Raw genomic sequence first — 20105 nt, forward strand, 5'->3', positions numbered from 1 at the left:
AAGCGATCGCTGTTTTCTATTCTGGGAACTGGCGATCGCGTACTTCCGCAGCGTAATCTTGTACAGCTTTGGTAATGGTTGCGCGTAAATTCGTATAAACCTTGGCGAATGGTGGTTGTTTGTCTGATAAACCCAATACATCAGAAGTCACTAAAACTTGACCGTCGCAATGGGAACCCGCACCAATACCAATGGTGGGAATACTAACTTTTTGTGTAATTTGCATTGCCAAATCTGCGGGGATATGCTCTAACACTAGAGAAAATACACCCGCTTGTTCCAGAGCGATCGCTTCGTTTAAAATTCTCTGAGCTGTTTCCTGGGTCTTACCCTGTTGACGCAAACCCAATTGATGAACTGATTGGGGTGTCAAACCTACATGACCCATCACTGGTATCCCAGCTTGTACCAAACGGGTAATAGTTTCTACCATTGCCGGATAGCCACCTTCTAATTTAACTGCCTGAGCGCCTGTTTCCTTTAATATGCGCCCAGCCGAGTTGATTGCCTGTGGGATACTTTCTTGATAAGTCAAAAATGGTAAATCAACCACAACTAAAGCCCGTTGCACACCACGACAAACTGCTTTAGCGTGGTGTAACATCTCCTCTAATGTAATTGGCAGCGTGGTTTTATAACCCAACATTACCGCCATCGAGTCACCCACGAGAATTAAGTCTACACCAGCAGCATCGAGAATTTGGGCGATCGTATAATCCCAAGCCGTCAACGCCACAATTGAGCGTCCTTGTTGTTTCCACTGGATTAATTGCTGGGTAGTGACTGGCATTTTTTCTAGGGAGTGGGGAGTAGAAGCTAAATTTAAAGCTTAGAGGCTACATTAACATTACCAATTTCTGGTTCTCAATCCCCATTACCCCTTATCCCCAGAGGGGACCCCACCTTCCCCAATCCCTCATTTCACAAGGCGACTAAAAGCCAAATGAGCTGTTGCTTTGTCCATTTTGGGCATTAACCAAGCCAGACCTTCACTAGTCCCAATCCATAATTTGTTGGCGACATCAGGCACAAGGGACAAAACTCGACTAGAAGGAAGTCCGGCAACTTCATCTAGTACAGCACCTGTATTGGGATTTAATCTTAGCAAACCATTGTGAGTACCTACCCAAACACTACCATCTTTAGCAAAGCGCACTGCTGTCACGTTTTTACCCCGCAAACGAGCTACAGATCGCAGTACTATGCCAGTTTTCGGGTTAATTACCAACAAATTATTCGGCATTCCTGCCCAAATTAAACCTTCTGGACTAATAGCTAAAGCTTGCACTGTGGTACCGGGTAAATCGTTGATTCGCTTCATAATCAAAGCACTGGCTGTATTAATCCTCACGACTCCATCTAGAGTTCCTGCCCAGAGTTGACCATCAGCATCTAAAGTTAAGGTATTGCCGCTTACACCAGGCAAATTTTTGACGGTCGTCATAATTAAACCTTGGTCAGGACTAACTAAGGCTAAACCATTGTCAGTTCCCACCCACAGATAACCCCGCTTATCAGTTAACAGCGATAGCACCCGCTTGGAAGGCAAAAACAAATTCTGCGCTGAAATTTCATTAGTACGGGGTTCTACTCTCATCAGCCCTTCATAAGTTCCCACCCACAAACGACCGACTTTATCTTGAGCTAAAGCACCAATAGCGACGTTGGGTAAACTAACACGGGCTAAAATTTTACCTGTTTTCGGGTCAATCCGCGATAACCCCCGCCAAGAACCCACCCACAGATTACCAGCGAAATCTCCCAGTAAGTTACTCACACGATAATCAATTTCTACTGCGCGTTCCTGTATATCCCGTTCATCAGGCAAGGGATCTACCCGTCGGGGTGGTGCAGATGCAGGATAAGCCGGCTTTAATTCGGATGGTTTAATATCAGGAGTTGTTGGTGATGGTGCATTAGTCGCAGCTTTTTCTGCCCTCGCCAAACTACCAATACCAACAACGGTCATACTCGGCAGACTTATCGACCCCAACAATATAGAAGTAATCAGTAAACTAGTACGCTTGCGAAATAATCCCACGATGACATTTCCTTTAGAGACAGCACCTCCAGTCATTAGGGAAACTGACCAAAGGTTAATCTCAGTCTTCCCTTAGTTAGCATTTTTTAAACAGATAGGGATTGGGGATTGGGAAAAGGCAGAGGGGGCAGAGGAAGCAGAGGAGCAGGGGAAGCAAAGAAGAATACTAATGAGTAATGACTATGGACTATTGACTATGGACTATTGACCAATGACAACTGACTCATATACAGTCATTGATACATTTTGTAACCCATTATTAACAAAACGTTTAAAACTTTATGTAATAACAAATTTAAATATGTAAGTTAAGAAGTTTCAAAGAATAACTTATGCCATTTCTTGATATATTGTGAGACAAGTTACAAATTACGTGGTGTGCGATTTTTTCATCTTGCGCTGATTACTCTACTAAATATCCCTCAAATAAATTGGCTCTTAGCTCGTCTCCCGTCAATAAAGGAGGTCTGCAAGAGCGCAGAAGCGGGAATGTGTGAAAACTAACCCAATTCGTTAAATACCCCGAAATATAGGGGAATCATCTCATACTTTCCGTAAACCGCGAAGGTCATGAAGGGATAAAAGCAATTTAGTGGGTGAGAAGAACAGATAAAAAAAGAATTTTTTAACTATGGCAAGAGGAAAAAATAAAAGCGTTAATTTATGCACTCCTAGATGAGTAAGACACTGGTGAAGAGGATTACCACTAAAGCTAAGTGTTAATTGCAGAAAAGTCGCTGACCTCTACCAAAAGATTGTTCCTGTTTTTCTCCTAGCTGATGGGGAGGTAGAGCAATTATGAGATTAAATTGTACCAAAACGTGATTTGATAAGTAAAAAGAGTGACATCTTGGAAGGATAGATATGTCTTACGCTCAAACGAAGACTCAGACAAAATCTGGGTATAAAGCCGGGGTTCAAGATTACAGACTAACTTATTACACACCTGATTACACACCTAAAGATACAGATATTCTGGCGGCGTTCCGTGTTACACCCCAGCCCGGAGTTCCCTTTGAGGAAGCGGCTGCGGCTGTAGCGGCTGAGTCTTCTACTGGTACTTGGACGACCGTATGGACAGACCTGTTAACCGATCTAGATCGTTACAAAGGTCGTTGCTACGATATCGAACCAGTACCTGGCGAAGACAACCAATTCATTGCCTACATCGCTTATCCTTTGGATCTGTTTGAAGAAGGCTCCATCACCAACGTTTTAACCTCAATTGTAGGTAACGTATTTGGTTTTAAAGCATTACGCGCATTGCGTTTGGAAGACATTCGCTTTCCTGTTGCTTACATCAAGACTTTCCAAGGCCCTCCTCACGGTATCCAAGTTGAGAGAGACAAATTAAACAAATATGGTCGTCCTTTGTTGGGTTGTACCATCAAACCAAAATTAGGTTTGTCTGCGAAGAACTACGGACGCGCTGTATACGAGTGTTTGCGCGGTGGTTTGGACTTCACCAAAGACGACGAAAACATCAACTCTGCACCATTCCAAAGATGGCGCGATCGCTTCTTGTTTGTGTCTGATGCTATCAGCAAAGCACAAGCAGAAACAGGCGAAATCAAAGGTCACTACCTCAACGTGACCGCTCCTACCTGTGAAGAAATGCTGAAGCGGGCTGAGTACGCTAAAGAACTCAATCAGCCCATCATCATGCACGACTACCTAACCGCAGGTTTCACCGCTAACACCACCTTGGCTCGTTGGTGTCGTGACAACGGCGTTCTACTGCACATCCACCGCGCGATGCACGCAGTAATCGACCGTCAAAAGAACCACGGTATCCACTTCCGTGTATTAGCTAAAGCCCTACGTCTATCTGGTGGTGACCACATCCACACCGGTACCGTAGTAGGTAAGTTGGAAGGTGAACGCGGTATCACAATGGGCTTCGTTGACCTATTGCGTGAAAACTACGTTGAACAAGACAAGTCTCGCGGTATCTACTTTACCCAAGACTGGGCTTCTTTACCTGGTGTAATGGCAGTTGCTTCCGGTGGTATCCACGTATGGCATATGCCCGCATTGGTAGAAATCTTCGGTGATGACTCCGTACTACAATTTGGTGGTGGTACACTCGGACACCCCTGGGGTAACGCTCCTGGTGCAACCGCTAACCGTGTAGCTTTGGAAGCTTGCGTCCAAGCGCGTAACGAAGGTCGTAACTTGGCTCGTGAAGGTAACGACGTTATCCGTGAAGCTGCTAAGTGGTCTCCTGAATTGGCTGTCGCTTGCGAACTGTGGAAAGAAATCAAGTTCGAGTTTGAGGCAATGGATACCGTCTGATAAAGGCTGAAGGTGCAAGGATGAAGGTTAAATGAAAAATACCTTTCATCCTTACATTCTTTAAACTTCATCCTTTTAAAGGGCTGGGTCAAGCATGAATCTCAAGCAAATAGCGAAAGATACAGCCAAAACTCTCCAAAGCTACCTGACTTATCAGGCGCTAATGACTGTGTTGGCACAGCTAGGCGAAACGAATCCACCGTTAGCATTATGGCTGCATACTTTTTCTGTCGGCAAAGTTCAGGACGGAGAAGCTTATGTTAAAGAACTTTTCCGAGAACAGCCAGATTTAGCCTTGCGGATTATGACTGTGAGAGAACATATAGCTGAAGAAGTAGCCGAATTCTTACCCGAAATGGTTCGTAGCGGTATTCAGCAAGCAAATATGGAACAACGCCGCCAGCATCTAGAACGCATGACGCATCTGAGTTTATCCAACCCCAGTTCTGAATCAGAACAGCAGACAATTTCCGATACTGACTGGGATCATTAATCCAGTTAGGCCAGCATAAGTACTTATTTTCCAATAGCAACCAATTATCACCAGCTATGCAAACCTTACCAAAAGAGCGTCGTTACGAAACCCTTTCTTACTTACCCCCCCTCACCGACGTTCAAATCGAAAAGCAAGTCCAGTACATTTTGAGCCAAGGCTACATTCCAGCCGTTGAGTTCAACGAAGCTTCTGAACCTACAGAATTTTACTGGACACTGTGGAAGCTACCTTTGTTCGGCGCTAAAACATCTCGTGAAGTTTTGGGTGAAGTTCAAGCTTGCCGTTCTCAATATCCTGGTCACTACATCCGTGTTGTAGGATTTGACAACATCAAGCAGTGCCAAGTCCTCAGCTTCATCGTTCACAAACCCAGCAGATACTAAAAGCTGATTTGGTTTAATAATTTATCCATTTAGGAGAGGTAGATGACTTTACCTCTCTTTTTTGTTTTTACAGTGTTTGGGATATAGCATTTTTCATACTCATGAAATCCAGTTTAATTCTATGGTATTAAATAATTTAAACAATACAGGTATTCGTTTATATGAATAATTCTATTAAAAACTTAGTTTTCCAAAAACATAACTTACTCTTTTTAGTACCATTCATAATATATGCAACATGGATATTAATTATTTCTTTATATGGTGTCAATATTCCGATACTAGATCAATGGCTAGCACCTGGTGAACAAATAGAGAGTTTTTTTTTAAATCAATTACATATTGAAACACTTTATAAACAACATAATGAAAGCAGGAAGTTAATTCCAAACTTGATATTTATTATTCTTGCGGGAATTTTGGGCCAATGGAACGTAAAAGCAGAAATGATCATAGGATTATTTTTTGCTGTTATGATGTCACTATTGATTTACTTATTGTTGTTATTAACCAATAAAAGCTTTTACAAAAACATATTGATTCTAATATTTTATGATTTTTTATTACTTTCACCATCTTCTTTTAGTAGATGGGTGCGAGGTATAACTATTCATAGGCTTATCCCTGATGCGTGTTTAATTGTAAATGCCTTAATTTTTAGATTAAAGATAAATCGAAATCTCAAAGTAGGGCTATATTCATTGTTTTGTGTGATATCGCAGTATTCTTTTTCTGGAGGTATTGTTACATGGGCTATCACGCTGATATTTATTACTTTTGATAATCAAGTAAACTTGAAGAAAAAATTGCAATCTATATGTTTATTTATAAGCTTGTTTGCTGTATCAACTAGCTTTTATTTTAGCAATTATACTCATCCATATTATCATACAGAACCAAGCGAAATATTGAAACATTCTTGGCAGGACATCATAATTTATTTTTTGGCATTTTTAGGCAATATTTTAGGAGAATTCTATGAATTAGATACATTTATAGGGGTAACTTTTTTGCTTACCTTTACGTTGTTACTAATATTAAATTTAAATCCCCTAAAAGAAGAACTAATCGTGTGGTTTGTTCTTGGTTTTTACACACTTGCACTCGGAATATTAAACGCTATTACTAGAGCGCCAATGTCTAGCCCAACAATGAGCCATGCAGTAAGAGTTGATTATATTATTCACTTAGTCTATTTACCATTATCCATCATCGTAATTATTTTTTATTTACTAGAACATCAAAATAAAAATAATCAAGTTTTAAAAAATTTTGTTTTCTATTTTTTAGGTATGATAACTGCATTTTATATTTCTAAGAATGATCCAACTAAACTCTTAAATGAGTTGCAGGGATGGCAATATCAGTATAACTATGCTAAGAGTTGTATTCAATTAGTCAATTTTTATCCAAAAAATGATTGTATTAAAATACTATTTCCCTTTGTTGAACCCATATATCCTTGGAATCTAGATTTAATTATTACAAGATTTAAAAATTTGAGTGAATTAAATGTCTTACGCCCTGGAATGGTTAAAAATATAAAAATAAATAATCAAGGTGAATGGGGTTATATTGATTCCATACAAGAAGATCAAAATAATCTTTTAAAAATTAGTGGATGGGCTAAAATACCCACGAGAGTAGCAGATGCAGTAATATTGGCTTACACAAATGAATCTAATGATTTGATAGTGCTTGATATCTTATCTATAGGACAGACCAGACCTGATATTTCCCAAATATATGGTTCAAAGTATAAAAATTCAGGTTGGTCAGGCAATATAGATTTAAAAAATAAATTGACTAATTTTCATAAATCTCAGATTCAAGCATATGCGTTTGATGCGGAACAAAACCTTTTTTATCCTTTAATATCTTTGCGTTAGGCTAAAGTCATAAAATACCCGACTTAAGATTTACTACACCCCTAAACCCTCAAATTTTCGTTTTCATCTGTAAGTTCTATGAGTGAAGCAAAAGTAATTGTCAACACATCATCACCTCGAACTCGCCAAAGTTTAGCCACAGATTTATTCCATGCTGGACTTAACTCAAGTATGACGGTGATAGTTCATTCCTCTCTTAGTTCACTAGGTTGGGTGTGTGGCGGTTCCGTTGCAGTAGTTCAAGCACTCATGGATGTGATTACACCAGCCGGCAATTTGGTAATGCCTACCCATTCTGGCGATTTGTCTGACCCTGCTATATGGCAAGAACCACCAGTTCCGAGAGAATGGTGGACTATTATCCGTGAAACCATGCCAGCTTTTGACCCTAAAGTGACTCCGACACGAGGGATGGGTCAAATTGTGGAAACCTTCCGCACTTGGGAAAACGCGTTGCGAAGTTCTCACCCACAACTTTCTTTTGCCGCTTGGGGAAAGGACGCTGAAAAAATACTGGCAAATCATTCTTTGGACTACTCTTTAGGTGAAAATTCACCATTAGCGCGTCTCTATGACTTGAACGCTTGGGTACTGTTATTGGGGGTTGGATATGAGAATTGTACTAGTTTTCATTTAGCCGAGTACCGGGTTGGTGGAGGACAGGAAGTTAAAAAAGGTGCGCCGATTTTAGAAGCTGGACAACGAGTTTGGCAATGGTTCACAGATATTGATATTGATAATGGCTGTTTTGAGGAAATAGGTGAGGCTTTTGAAGAAACTGGTCGTGTGCAAATATCCACAGTCGGTTCAGCGCAAATCAAGTTATTTAATATGAGAAACGCTGTTGATTTTGCTGTTACGTGGTTGAGAGATAATCCGAGACATCAAGAGGAGGTATTGTGACGAAACTATCTAAACCCCAAATCAGAATTTGTTTTGTTGGCGACTCTTTCGTTAACGGTACTGGTGACCCTGAGTGTCTTGGTTGGACAGGTAGAGTATGCGTTAATGCTCATAAAAAAGGTTACGATATTACCTACTATAATTTAGGTATTAGACGAGATACCAGCAGTGATATAGCCAAGCGTTGGTTACAAGAAGTATCGCTACGATTACCGAAAGAATATGATGGAAGAGTTGTATTCTCTTTTGGATTAAACGATACAACTCTAGAAAATGGTAAACCTCGTGTGAGTATTGCTGAATCTATCAAAAATACACGAGAAATTTTAACTCAGGCGAAAAAGTTATATCCTGTTTTAATGATTAGTCCAGCACCATATATAGAACAGCAAGACCCAGGAAGAAGACGAAGAACTATTGATTTATCTCAACAGCTAGCTTTAGTTTGTCAAGATTTGGATGTGCCTTATTTAGATGTTTTTCCACTATTAGAAAAACCAAGTGTTTGGCTACATGAAGCTAAGGCTAATGATGGTGTGCATCCCCAAGCTGGAGGTTATGGAGAATTTGCCAGAATTGTAGAGAATTGGGAAGCTTGGTTAAATTGGTTTAGATAAAAATCCTTGATATATACTAAATGCAGTAACACTCCTTTGATGCCTGTGTCCATGACAACTTCAGATACAAACGGTATCATCAAAAGTTTTGTTTTTCCTGGGTTATGGTTAGATACTGCTGCATTATTAACTGGAGAAATGACACAAGTTTTAGCTGTGCTACAACAAGGCTTAAACTTTCCAGAACATGAGATATTTGTACAACAACTATCAAAGCGTTTTTGTTAACATCTATGTAGATATAGTCTGTAAAAATCATGACACAAATTACTTTGGCCGAAGCATCTCAACACTTACCTGATGTGATTTAAGCTATACAGCGTTTGTGGTAGTGATTATGGATATCTACCAAAAGATTAATAAACAATAGATACCAAAAAAACTTAGCATTAATTAATAAAGCATCACCAGTCATAAATTTTATGAGTTATTATATCGCTCCGCGCTTTCTGGATAAACTTGCTGTTCACATCACCAAAAACTTTTTAAATATTCCTGGTGTGCGAGTTCCCTTAATTTTAGGGATTCATGGACGTAAAGGAGAAGGGAAAACCTTTCAGTGTGAGTTAGCTTTTGAGAAGATGGGTATTGAAGTCACACTCATCTCCGGCGGTGAATTGGAAAGTCCCGATGCGGGAGACCCAGCCCGGTTGATTCGGCTGCGCTATCGGGAAACAGCAGAACTGATCAAAGTGCGCGGTAAAATGTGCGTGCTGATGATTAACGATTTAGATGCAGGTGCAGGACGCTTTGATGAAGGTACGCAATATACTGTAAATACTCAGTTGGTAAATGCCACACTGATGAATATTGCCGATAATCCCACAGATGTACAGTTACCCGGTAGTTATGATTCCAACCCGATACGGCGTGTCCCCATTATCGTGACAGGTAATGATTTTTCTACTCTCTACGCACCATTGATTCGGGATGGACGGATGGAGAAATTCTATTGGGAACCCAACCGCGATGATAAGGTGGGAATTGTCGGGGGGATTTTTGCTGAGGATGGACTCTCAAAACGAGAAATTGAACAATTAGTTGATACTTTCCCCAAGCAATCGATTGACTTTTTTAGCGCTTTACGTTCTCGAATTTACGACGAACAAATCCGCGACTTTATCCATCAAGTTGGGTTTGAACGTATATCTCTACGTGTTGTGAACAGCGTAGAAGCGCCGCCAGAATTTAAAAAGCCAGATTTCAGCCTTGCTCATTTGATCGAGTCTGGTAACTTGGTGTTGGGTGAACAACAACGAGTAGACAATTCTCAGTTAGTGGATGAATATAATCGATTAAATCGTGGGAGGGGTTATCAAACAGCGCCACCGCCTGAAGTACAAGTGATTCAGCCAGTCAATAATAGTTCTCACAAGCGAGAGACATCTAATACTCATTTGAGTTTAGAAACCCAAGAACAAATCCGGCAAATCTTGTCTCAAGGTCACAAAATTACTTTTGAACACGTAGATGCACGCCGCTTCCGCACGGGTTCTTGGCAAAGTTGCGGTACACTGCATATTGATGCAGAGTCAGATGCTATTTCAACACTAGAGGCTTGCTTAGTTGATTATGAAGGTGAGTATGTGCGCTTGGTAGGGATAGACCCGAAAGGTAAGCGGCGGGTTGTGGAGACAATTATTCAACGACCAAATGGCAAAAATTAAGCTGTAGAGTGATGTTTTACCTCACTCCGCCCTGAGTGAGGTAAAACTACTCAGCACTATTCATATTTGAGAGACTGCACAGTTAAAACTTTAAACTAAAAGCGGCAACAGCTAACGCGCCCCAGCCAAGCAAAAAGGCAACACCACCAAGGGGAGTGATTGCCCCTAAGATTTTAACTCCAGTTAAACTGAGGGCATACAGGCTGCCAGAAAAAATTGCCACACCGATGATGAATAACCATCCACTAGCTAACAAGGTGGTGGGTGGGGTTGGGGTGCGACTGATGAGGACAGCTACGAACAAAAGCGCGAGGGCATGATACATTTGGTAGCGAGCGCCAGTGTCGAAGATTTCTAGCGATCGCTCACTAATTTTTTCTCGCAGGGCATGGGAAGCGAAAGCCCCGGCGGCAACGGACAAACCGCCTAAAATGGCAGCTATGCTAACAAAAATCTGCGTCATTAGATGGGGAATTAGACATCAAAATGATATGATACCGAGCCTTCCTCATTGACTTTAAAATTAGCGTTGAATTCTTTAGCTTTATAGTCTAAATATTCTCTAGCAACGGTTGCAGGTAGTTGTGACTGCATCGCAAAACCTAAAACTGTGATGCGTCCTTGATTTTCTTGAATCATCTGATAAAAAACCGATTGTAGGCGATCGCTTAATTGTTGTTGAAGAGCCTTTTTAGAGTTTTTGTTTTGTAAATACATTCCCACACCCAACCATACCCCCAAAATCATCGTGGGTACACCGAAAATTACACCTTGGGTAGCAGTATTATCCAGGGCATTAAGAGCATCTCTGTTCACATACTCCTGTACCAACTCTTCATTTTCACCCGTGGCTATGGGCTTGAGCATCGTATTTCTTTGAATTACCGCAGAGACAGATACCGTCAAAAACATGAATCCGAGTGTTAATAGCCAACCTGTAGCTAACTTTTCAGCAGTCTTCATGTTCCACTCCAGATTTACACCTTGCTTGTGATTTTAACCTCACTTTGCCAAAGGTTCCAGTAACTATTCAAAATTCAAAATTCGTCTTGGAAAGTTTGCTCAACGGGGGGAACCCCCGCACCGCAACTTTCCGCAAAATTCAAAATATCCTACAGGAAGCGTAAGCACCACAAAATTAAAGAGAGTTGGTGTAATCTTTCCCTACTACAATTCAGACTAGTGTAAACAAAAATACAAAATTTCCTTCCATCGCATCACATTTATTGCCCAAATTACATTCATATTTGGCTTTTTATCTAGGACTCCTAGCTCATCAACGACTGTAGCGCCTCTAGTTAGTTCGCTCGTAATTTCCACATCTACAAAGTATTTTCCTTGACGTGTAATAATATCTGGAGCAAGCGCAACTGCGATCGCTACAGGATCAGCTAAGGTGAGACCAACAGCACCTTGCCTTTTCATGGCAACATCCAAAGCTGTCTTGTTACACTCCATCGCCAAACGCGCCCTTTCCGTACCGAAATTCATCACGGTTTCTACTTCCGCAAAAGTTAACGCCGCATCGTGACGGCTCAACTCCCAACCGACCATTTCCATCGGCATTCCACTATGAAAGACTATCTTGGCGGCTTCCGGGTCTACCCAAATGTTATATTCAGCCGCAGGTGTGACATTGCCCACTGTATTCGCTGCACCACCCATAATCACGCAACGCTGAACTAATTGGGCAATATCCGGCGCTTTGAGTAGTGCAGCAGCAATATTTGTCAACGGCCCCAGCGTCACCAGGGTAATTTCACCAGGGTATTGTTTGATAATGTCAATAATTGCATCAGTGGCGTGTGCTGATTCAGGCTTACTTTTTGCTTCTGGGTAGTACATATTACCCATACCATCTTTGCCGTGAAACCAATCAGCATAACGAGATTCCCGTAGCATTGGCTTGGTGCAGCCGACATATACAGGTGTAGAGGCGTTGCATACTTCAATTGTGTATAAAGCGTTCTTGACTCCCTGCTCAACAGGGACGTTACCATTGACAATTGTTACCGCCACAATTTCCACATCTGTCCAGTGATGCGCCATAATCAGCGCGACAGCATCATCTGAGGCGGTATCTGTATCGATGATAAATTTACGCATTGGGGAATGGGGACTGGGGACTGGGGACTGGGGACTGGGGACTGGGGATTAGGGACTGGGCGCAAATCTTGCAGTCATTTCTCCCCCTGCCTCCCCTGCCCCCTGCTCCCTGCCTCCCTCCTCCCTGCCCCCAATCTCTAATTCAAGGACGTGTTGCTTCTAATATGCGGGAGAAATAGAAGCGAGTTTTAGTAAACTCTTTTCTTTGAATAGCAAAGCCGTTGCTTTCTAAAATTTTGATGACATCGGCTTCACGGTGTAGGTAGGCGCGGGTGGTTTTGCTTGGGCCAGGGAAGAAACTGCCAATTTTCTTAAGTAAAGTCAAGGCGCAGGTTTTGGGTGCAAAACTGAGAATGATTCTAGACTGTGCCAAAGAACAAAGGTGAGAAATCATTTCATCAGCTTTTTCTTGGGGGTAGTGAATTAGTACATCCAAGCAAATCACAGTGTGATAACTGCCACTCAATGATTCTAGATCCTGCACAGCAAAGGTGGGATTTTCAGCATTTCCCAAGGTTTCTAAGGCTCGTTGCTTACCTTCTTCTACCATTTTCTCGGAAATGTCGCTGGCGTAGACTTTAGCCCCCTCTGTCGCTAGGGGAATGCTGAGACTACCCACGCCACAGCCAGCGTCACAAATTGATAACTCTGCTAAATTGCCGTCATTTTTTAGCCAGCCGATGACACTATCCACCGTTTGCTGATGACCGTTGCGGATGTCGAGTTGGACTTTGTTAACTTCGCCATCGCCATAAATGCGTTTCCATCGGTCAAACCCCGTGGAATTGAAATACTCACGAACAATGGTTTTATCGTCGGCTGCGTTCATAAACTTCGATTGTTAAGGGTTCCCAATGCTTAAAATTATCATTCATAGGAACCGCCAAGAGCGATCGCCTTCACAGATTTTTTGCAATGTTGACTAGAATAGCACTGGAAAAATTGCATTTAACGAGGCAAAACGTCATCTAAGCGAAGTTGCAGTCCAGGCAAAAGCGGTGAGTTAATTGTTTGATTTAGTCGGTATTGTTGCTGAGTATAAGTATCTTCAACCAGTTGACAAACAGTAAACGTAGGTTGTTTAGGTTTACCAATAAATGTCACACCGCCCAACCCTCGATAATCGACAATCCAATATTCAGGAATTCCTAACAGAGCATATTCCTCAACCTTCCGAGCGTAGTCGGTTTCCCAGTTGGTACTAACAACTTCCACCACCAGTTTAATTGAGCGTCCCGTTGTAATTACAGGTTCCCTTGTCCAAAGGGGTTCACGGTCGAGAACAGTTTCATCGAGGACTACAATATCAGGGCGACGAGCTGTAGCTGTATCTGCAAAGGGATAAATTAAACAAGTGCGAGGAATAAACCAGGGGAGGTGTTCCGAGACGAGGTAAATCCCAATTTGGGTTGCCAACTTGCCACTCACCGTTTCGTGGGGGCCAGTGGGTTCCATATCAATTAATTCTCCATCTGCTAATTCATAACGGGGATTGTCTCGGTATTGACAGAGAAAATCTTCACAAGTCAGTATTTTTGGGGAGATATGTGTCATGATGTCAATCTCCTGAGACCAAGTTCTCCTAATTATAAGTTAGAAGCAATCATCAAAACAGCCCGCCCACTCCATAAAGCAAGGAGTGGGCGGGCAACAAAAACAATTATGTTAGCGGTGGCTAGTGCTGAGTTCTAAACACCTGCGCCGGTAGCTTGACCACCTAATCTTTGTTGAATTTTGCTCTTAGCGGCTTTGAATTCGGTAGCCCATTGCTCAGTTTGTTCAGAACTGAGGTTGTTGCGAATAGCAGCAAACAAGGTGCTTTCTTCTTGGCGGACGTGATCCATGACGATATCAGCCAACTGTCTGACTCTATCTTTGAATTCAGGAGCAGAGGGGCTGATAGCCTTGATTTGGTCTAACAAGCGCTTCATCTCGGCTTGTTCATCATACAATTCTTGGGTGTCACCTTCACCGTAGAAAGAACGGACTCTGGGATAAACTACTTCTTCTTCCGCTTCAGCGTGAGCAGTTAAATCTTTGTAGATTTGACCAAAATACTCTTGGATTTTTTGAGGATCGTTGCTTTGTTGTAGTTCTGTGAACAAAATATTTACCTTGTTGTGATCCATACGGATCACATCTTGGATATTCATATCTTGCTTATCAGAACCTTGGGTAACTGCGCTACCAACTGCACCACTAAAAGCAGCGATCGCATCTTGAACTCGTCCCCAAATACCTTGATCTGCGTCTTGTCCAGTAAGTTCACGAACACCCAAAATTTCTAAAATACCTTTGAGTTGTTCTTGGTGAGCGCGGTTTTCAAAGTTAACTGTGTTTAAGGGGCCAATAGCAGCCAGCACATCAGCACCAACTCTTTGGGCTGCTTTGTGAACCAGTAAACCGCTCATAACTTGTTTGTGTTTCAGCAACTCATGTTGAGCTACTTTTTCAAAGAAATTTAGTTGGGAACCCTGCATTAATTGGCGAACTTGGTCAACCATTTCGCGGACTGTTTGTCTTGGTTCTTTTTGTATACCATATTGAACAATGACAGTCTCTATAATGCCTAAGTTTTTCCGGTCATCTTCTAGGAAATCACGAATGCGATTAGAGATTTCATTATCAGTTGATTCTCTTAAAAATCTTTCCTCATTTTCAATTAGTAACTCTTGAAGAAGCTTGGCATCTGCTAATTTCTCAGCAATAGCATTACGCTTTGTATCATCTAAAGTTGATACCATTCTAGGTTCTCCTCAGAAAAATAGTCGGATTCTTAACTTCTTTCAGAGTGACATAGTTCTTTGTAGACTTTCCTCCTTCTTTTGAACGATTAGCTACGTAACCCAAGATAGAAAACAAATATTTTTTTACAGAAAAATACACTTCTACTTTTAGGCGGACAACAATTTAATATTCACTCCATCTCTAGATAGATAAAAAATTTATTTTAGTTGTCTAAATTGACTCAAGGATATTTAAATTTTGGGAGATCAAATAATAATGCCGGATTCCCCCGGACTAGGAGAACAAGCGCTGAATAAAGCGGCAGAAATTGGGTTGTCTAGCCAATTAGATGAAGTAGATAACTTAGATGTGAGCATCAAAACTGATCCACTGAAATTAGTTCAAGGACAGGTGGATGCAGTCGAGATTAATGGTGAAGGTTTGGTTATGCAGAAAGACCTCCGCGTGGAGGAAATGAAAATGCAGGTCAATAGTGTTGCTATTAATCCTTTAAGTGCCGCATTTGGTAAGATTGAACTTACTAAACCTACAGTTGGTAGTGCGCGGGTTGTTTTAACAGAATCAGATATCAACCGTGCCTTCAATTCTGAGTTTATTATCTCCAAAATTCAAAGTCAGAAAATCCATATTAATGGGCAACTAAAAACAGTCACACCTCAACAAATAAACTTTCGCCTACCCGGTGAGGGAAAAGTTTCACTAAATGCCAGCATCCTGTTAGAAGAAAATAGCGAACCGCAGCAAGTTGCCTTTACAGCCGAACCTCGTATTAGTGCTAATGGCACAACAGTAATTCTGGAAAATGTCGCCTATGGTAACAGCGAAGAAATATCACCAGAGTTGACACAAGCTTTAGTAGCACAAACTAGCGAAATTTTAAACTTAAGCAACTTCGATTTAGAAGGAATGAGCTTGCGAGTGCAGCAATTAGCAGCAGAAACAGGCAAACTCACCTTGCAAGCCGAAGCTTATGTAGAACAAATACCCACAGCTGAAAACTAGGATACTTATTTATGGAAACGACAGAAACAACTTCCTCTGCTTCCTCCGCTTCATCACCATTTCCAAATATTCCCCCAGTGATTGAAACGGACGATCGCGAATATCGTGATACGGGTGTCCCCAGTACAGTAGCGATCGCCGGACATCCCCTACATCCCCTTAGTGTGATTTTCCCCATAGCTTTCCTCGCCGCCGCCCTGGGTAGCGATTTCGGCTATTGGTTAACCCGCGATTACTTCTGGGCGAGGGCTTCTGTGTGGTTAATTGGACTGGGTTTAGGTGGAGGTGCGATCGCCGCCGCCATAGGTTTAAGTGACTTCTTGAAAATTGAACGTGTCCGCAAACGCAACGCGGGTTGGGCGCACCTGATTCTCAATGTCTCTCTTCTTGTTCTGTCACTAGTAAACTTCATCCTCCGCTTAGGCGACGCTGAAGCCAGAATCCTTCCTTGGGGATTATTAATTTCCTTAATTGTCGGTACTCTAACAAGCATTTCCGGTTGGTTTGGTGCAGAACTCTCCTATCGCCACAAAATTGGCGTAGTTGGTGCAGGTAGTAGAAGATACCCGTAAATCAATTCAAAATCCAAAATAAAAACTCCATCCCTTTATGGGTGGAGTTTTGTCAGTGGTTAATAGTTAATAGTCAGTAGCAAAGCGAAAAGTGTGTCTTGGGTTCTACCTAAAAGGAAGAACTTTTCAAGAAGACACCTAAAAAACACCCACTCTTAAGATGGGGTATTAAACTAGATCCAAAACAACTGACACAATTGGTACTAAAAAACATAGGTTATGCAAAAAAAGGTTAAGGTTAAACCTAATTCCAAACAACAAAAAATTGCCGAGCAAGATGATGGGAGTCTAACTGTACACTTAAAATCTCCACCAGTAGATGGTAAAGCTAATGAAGAGTTGATCAAACTTCTAGCTGAAAAATTTGCTGTGCCGAAATCTCACATCACCATTAAATCTGGTTTATCTTCTAGACAAAAACTGATTGAGATTGACACAAATATTTAGTGTAAATAGGTCTAGATAAAAGATATATAGAATTTAGTTATGAGTTAGTATCGATTTTCCCCAATAAGATAACGAATACTAACTCAGCAATCCAAAATACATCTAGTGTTCTTAATTACGAATTACTTTAGCCGGTCACCAATCGTAGCATAACATCGGCTCATGAGTAATACTAATATATCCAGGCTGGGCTTTGACTCTTTCTATCCAAGCTTGAATAGCTGGAAATTGTGTTAAATCAAAACCACCTTCATCCGCCACATGGGTATAAGCAAATAAAGCAATATCAGCAATTGTGTAACGCTCATCTACGAAAAAATTATGGTATTTCAAATGATTTTCCATCACCTTGAGAGCTGCATAACCAGGTTCGCGTTTTTCTTCTAAAGCTGTACGATATTCTTCCGCTTTACCTAAAATAGAAACCCAAAAACGTGATGTAGCAATATATGGTTCATGGCTATATTGTTCAAAAAATAACCACTGCATTACCTGGGCTTTTAAATAGCGATCGTACGGTAAAAATTCTGTGTATTCGCTCAGGTAAAGCAAGATAGCGTTTGATTCTGCTAAATACTTACCTGGTGCAACTTCTAAAACTGGTATTCTCCCGTTAGGATTTTTACTTAAAAATTCTGGTGTGCGACTCTCTCCCTTTAAAATATTGACTTCTATTCGTTCAAATGGTATGCCCATTTGTGTTAATAGAAGCCTGACTTTATAGCCGTTGCCTGAGGGTAAAAAATCGTACAAATGTAAGTTTTCCATGTAGAGATTAGGATGCAGAATATATAGCAAATTCAGGGTCTAAAATACAATATCTTACAAAATTATTTTCAAAGAACAGGATGATTCTCTGATTTATAATTTTCACATATTTAGTTATTAATTATCCGAAAAAATAAAAATAATAGTATTAATTAATTCTGAATTTAGATGTTTTATTTGATGCAGTGAGATAAAATTTAAATATGTGTGGAAGATTTACTTTAAACCAGTCAGCAGAAGCATTAGCTGAGTTTTTTCATATCCAGCCACTCCTGGATTTAGAGGCTCAATATAACATTGCACCTACGCAAACCGTGGTGACAGTTTTACACAACCCTGAAAGTAATAAACGTGAATTTCAAAGGTTACGCTGGGGTTTGATACCTTCATGGGCTAAAGATCCAGCGATCGCCTCGAAGCTCATCAACGCCAGAGCCGAAACTGTTGCCGAAAAACCCTCTTTTCGTTCAGCATTCAAGCAGCGACGCTGTTTAGTAGTAGCTGATGGTTTTTTTGAATGGCAAAGACAGCAAGGTAAAAAACAACCCTTTTATTTCCGCCTCCAAGACAGTCAACCCTTTGGCTTTGCGGGATTATGGGAAAAATGGCAAACACCGGCTGGTGAAGAAATCACCTCTTGTACAATCGTCACAACAGCAGCCAACGAACTGCTGCAACCAATTCATGACCGAATGCCGGTCATCCTCGCTCCCCAAGATTACGATTTGTGGTTAGATCCCCAAGAGCAAAGGCCCCAAGCATTACAACACTTATTATCTCCCTATCCAGCCTCAGAAATGACCGCCTACCCAGTTAGTACCTTAGTCAATAGCCCAAAACACAACAACCCAGAATGTATTATCCCCATCCCAGGGCAGAATAGTTCCCCAAATCAGTTAAATTAGCTTTAGGTAGGGAATTGGGGGAACCACAGGAAGAAGTCCGGACTCAGGAATCCCCACATAGCGGTACAACCATAGAAAAAAATATGCCAAGAACACAAAAAAACGATAACTTTGTTGACAAATCCTTTACTGTGATGGCGGATATAATTCTCAAGATACTGCCAACCAATAAAAAAGCCAAAGAAGCCTTTGTTTATTACCGAGATGGGATGTCAGCCCAAGCAGAAGGCGAATATGCCGAAGCACTAGAATATTACGAAGAAGCCCTCACATTGGAAGAAGACACCAACGATCGCGGTTATATTCTTTACAACATGGGGCTAATTTATGCCAGCAACGGCGACCATGATAAAGCTCTAGAACTATATCACCAGGCGATCGAACTTAATCCCCGCCTACCCCAAGCCTTGAACAACATCGCCGTAATTTACCATTACAAAGGCGAAAAAGCCAAAGAAGCTGGAGATCACGACGGTGGTGAAGCACTGTTTGACCAAGCCGCAGATTACTGGATTCGTGCCATTCGCATGGCTCCCAATAACTATATAGAAGCCCAAAACTGGCTAAAAACCACCGGACGGATGCAAATAGACGTATTCTTTTAGTCGTTAGTCATTAGTTCTTGACAACTGACAACTGACCCTTTGGGTGACGCTCGTTCCTCTCTATGAGACGCTGCGCGAACGCTAACGCTGCGCTAACGCCAGTTGCACCCTTGCGGGAAACCCCCTACGTACCCGTCACTGGCTCACAACTGACCACTAACAACTAACAAAATATGATCGACCGCGAACAAGTCCGCAAAGTAGCTCTACTTGCCCGTTTAGAATTGACTCCCCAAGAAGAAGAGCAATTTACCACTCAGCTAGGAAGTATTTTAGATTACGTCGAGCAGCTAAATGAACTAGATGTGAGTAATGTACCACCCACAGCGCGGGCAATTGATGTCAGCAACATTACCAGAGAAGATAACCTGCAACCCTATGCTGACAGAGAAGCTATCCTCAGCAGCGCGCCTGAACAAGAAGGGGAATTTTTTAAAGTACCAAAAATCCTCAATGCCGAGTAATCCACAGTTAAAAAAAGTTCTTACTTTAGTTAGAAGTCAGCGCATCTAGTAAGGGTTATTTTGCTTACTAGCAGTAGTAGTAATTCACTTTTTGGGAACTCTCAAACTACAAGGTAATAATCTGGAAATTTCAGACTTATTGGCTGCAAGTTCGGGAGATTCCCAATTTACTTAATCTCTGCAAAATAATTCATAAC

At 41.4% G+C, this 20105-nt stretch carries 22 protein-coding genes and 1 pseudogene; 14 read left to right on the forward strand and 9 right to left on the reverse strand.

Annotated features, from left to right (window positions below):
- Positions 1-16 precede the first annotated feature (16 nt).
- Together panB and ACM5QX_RS15155 are read right to left on the reverse strand one after the other, a co-directional pair.
- Complete coding sequence (panB, locus tag ACM5QX_RS15150) at positions 17-790, reverse strand: 3-methyl-2-oxobutanoate hydroxymethyltransferase (protein WP_414754276.1); 774 nt, start codon at positions 788-790, stop codon at positions 17-19.
- A gap of 126 nt (positions 791-916) precedes the next feature.
- Entirely contained in the window at positions 917-2077 is a 1161-nt protein-coding gene (locus ACM5QX_RS15155) for a two-component regulator propeller domain-containing protein (RefSeq protein WP_414754277.1), read from the reverse strand.
- 828 nt (positions 2078-2905) lie between these two features.
- Between ACM5QX_RS15155 and ACM5QX_RS15160 the strand changes: the two genes are divergently transcribed.
- From ACM5QX_RS15160 to ACM5QX_RS15195, 8 genes and pseudogenes are all read left to right on the forward strand, one after another.
- The gene (locus ACM5QX_RS15160; protein ID WP_011320601.1) at positions 2906-4336 is read left to right on the forward strand and encodes a form I ribulose bisphosphate carboxylase large subunit; all 1431 of its coding nucleotides are present in this window, start codon (positions 2906-2908) and stop codon (positions 4334-4336) included.
- Positions 4337-4430: 94 nt separating this feature from the next.
- Entirely contained in the window at positions 4431-4829 is a 399-nt protein-coding gene (gene rcbX / locus ACM5QX_RS15165; RefSeq protein WP_414754278.1) for a RuBisCO chaperone RbcX, read from the forward strand.
- A 56-nt stretch (positions 4830-4885) separates the two neighbouring features.
- Entirely contained in the window at positions 4886-5215 is a 330-nt protein-coding gene (locus ACM5QX_RS15170; RefSeq protein WP_011320600.1) for a ribulose bisphosphate carboxylase small subunit, read from the forward strand.
- A 161-nt stretch (positions 5216-5376) separates the two neighbouring features.
- Entirely contained in the window at positions 5377-7104 is a 1728-nt protein-coding gene (locus ACM5QX_RS15175) for a hypothetical protein (RefSeq protein WP_414754279.1), read from the forward strand.
- A gap of 78 nt (positions 7105-7182) precedes the next feature.
- Positions 7183-8007: an aminoglycoside N(3)-acetyltransferase gene (locus tag ACM5QX_RS15180; protein WP_414754280.1), complete on the forward strand. Its 825-nt coding sequence runs from the start codon at positions 7183-7185 to the stop codon at positions 8005-8007.
- Positions 8004-8624 carry a GDSL-type esterase/lipase family protein gene (locus tag ACM5QX_RS15185; protein ID WP_414754281.1) on the forward strand — a complete coding sequence of 207 codons (621 nt, stop codon included), beginning with the start codon at positions 8004-8006 and terminating at the stop codon, positions 8622-8624. Before ACM5QX_RS15180 ends, ACM5QX_RS15185 begins: the two co-directional genes overlap by 4 nt.
- Positions 8625-8687: 63 nt before the next feature.
- A pseudogene (locus ACM5QX_RS15190) lies at positions 8688-8852 on the forward strand (Uma2 family endonuclease); the annotation flags it as partial.
- A 194-nt stretch (positions 8853-9046) separates the two neighbouring features.
- Complete coding sequence (locus tag ACM5QX_RS15195; RefSeq protein WP_414754282.1) at positions 9047-10291, forward strand: ribulose bisphosphate carboxylase small subunit; 1245 nt, start codon at positions 9047-9049, stop codon at positions 10289-10291.
- Between the two features lie 82 nt (positions 10292-10373).
- On the opposite strand, the gene ACM5QX_RS15200 is transcribed toward ACM5QX_RS15195, so the two are convergent.
- The 6 genes from ACM5QX_RS15200 to ACM5QX_RS15225 form a co-directional block, all read right to left on the reverse strand.
- A complete protein-coding gene (locus tag ACM5QX_RS15200) occupies positions 10374-10754 on the reverse strand; it encodes a DUF423 domain-containing protein (RefSeq protein ID WP_414754284.1) in 381 nt (126 codons plus the stop codon).
- Positions 10755-10765: 11 nt separating this feature from the next.
- Positions 10766-11254, reverse strand: coding sequence for a hypothetical protein (locus ACM5QX_RS15205; protein ID WP_414754285.1), 489 nt, complete (start codon positions 11252-11254; stop codon positions 10766-10768).
- A gap of 216 nt (positions 11255-11470) precedes the next feature.
- Positions 11471-12397 (reverse strand): nucleoside hydrolase, encoded by a 927-nt coding sequence (locus tag ACM5QX_RS15210; protein ID WP_414754286.1) that lies wholly within the window; start codon positions 12395-12397, stop codon positions 11471-11473.
- A gap of 142 nt (positions 12398-12539) precedes the next feature.
- Complete coding sequence (gene bchM, locus ACM5QX_RS15215) at positions 12540-13226, reverse strand: magnesium protoporphyrin IX methyltransferase (protein WP_011320594.1); 687 nt, start codon at positions 13224-13226, stop codon at positions 12540-12542.
- 119 nt (positions 13227-13345) lie between these two features.
- Positions 13346-13951: a Uma2 family endonuclease gene (locus tag ACM5QX_RS15220; RefSeq protein WP_414754287.1), complete on the reverse strand. Its 606-nt coding sequence runs from the start codon at positions 13949-13951 to the stop codon at positions 13346-13348.
- A gap of 134 nt (positions 13952-14085) precedes the next feature.
- A complete protein-coding gene (locus ACM5QX_RS15225; RefSeq protein ID WP_414754288.1) occupies positions 14086-15141 on the reverse strand; it encodes a hemerythrin domain-containing protein in 1056 nt (351 codons plus the stop codon).
- 259 nt (positions 15142-15400) lie between these two features.
- Here ACM5QX_RS15225 and ACM5QX_RS15230 point away from each other — a divergent pair, with 259 nt between their 5' ends.
- The 3 genes from ACM5QX_RS15230 (at position 15401) to ACM5QX_RS15240 (ending at position 17166) form a co-directional block, all read left to right on the forward strand.
- Positions 15401-16147, forward strand: coding sequence for a DUF2993 domain-containing protein (locus tag ACM5QX_RS15230; protein WP_414754289.1), 747 nt, complete (start codon positions 15401-15403; stop codon positions 16145-16147).
- A gap of 11 nt (positions 16148-16158) precedes the next feature.
- Entirely contained in the window at positions 16159-16719 is a 561-nt protein-coding gene (locus tag ACM5QX_RS15235) for a DUF2231 domain-containing protein (protein WP_011320590.1), read from the forward strand.
- 219 nt (positions 16720-16938) lie between these two features.
- A complete protein-coding gene (locus ACM5QX_RS15240; RefSeq protein WP_414754290.1) occupies positions 16939-17166 on the forward strand; it encodes a DUF167 domain-containing protein in 228 nt (75 codons plus the stop codon).
- Positions 17167-17301: 135 nt separating this feature from the next.
- On the opposite strand, the gene ACM5QX_RS15245 is transcribed toward ACM5QX_RS15240, so the two are convergent.
- Positions 17302-17934 (reverse strand): glutathione S-transferase family protein, encoded by a 633-nt coding sequence (locus ACM5QX_RS15245; protein WP_414754291.1) that lies wholly within the window; start codon positions 17932-17934, stop codon positions 17302-17304.
- Between the two features lie 203 nt (positions 17935-18137).
- On the opposite strand from ACM5QX_RS15245, the gene ACM5QX_RS15250 reads away from it, so the two are divergent.
- The 3 genes from ACM5QX_RS15250 to gatC all read left to right on the forward strand — a co-directional run bounded on the left by ACM5QX_RS15250 (position 18138) and on the right by gatC (position 19908).
- Entirely contained in the window at positions 18138-18839 is a 702-nt protein-coding gene (locus ACM5QX_RS15250) for an SOS response-associated peptidase (RefSeq protein WP_011320587.1), read from the forward strand.
- A gap of 83 nt (positions 18840-18922) precedes the next feature.
- Positions 18923-19444, forward strand: a complete 522-nt coding sequence (locus ACM5QX_RS15255) for a photosystem I assembly protein Ycf3 (RefSeq protein WP_414754292.1) — start codon at positions 18923-18925, stop codon at positions 19442-19444.
- 173 nt (positions 19445-19617) lie between these two features.
- Complete coding sequence (gene gatC / locus ACM5QX_RS15260) at positions 19618-19908, forward strand: Asp-tRNA(Asn)/Glu-tRNA(Gln) amidotransferase subunit GatC (RefSeq protein WP_011320585.1); 291 nt, start codon at positions 19618-19620, stop codon at positions 19906-19908.
- Positions 19909-20105 lie beyond the last annotated feature (197 nt).

This window comes from Anabaena sp. CCY 9910, from assembly GCF_963920875.1.
Lineage (GTDB): Bacteria > Cyanobacteriota > Cyanobacteriia > Cyanobacteriales > Nostocaceae > Trichormus > Trichormus variabilis.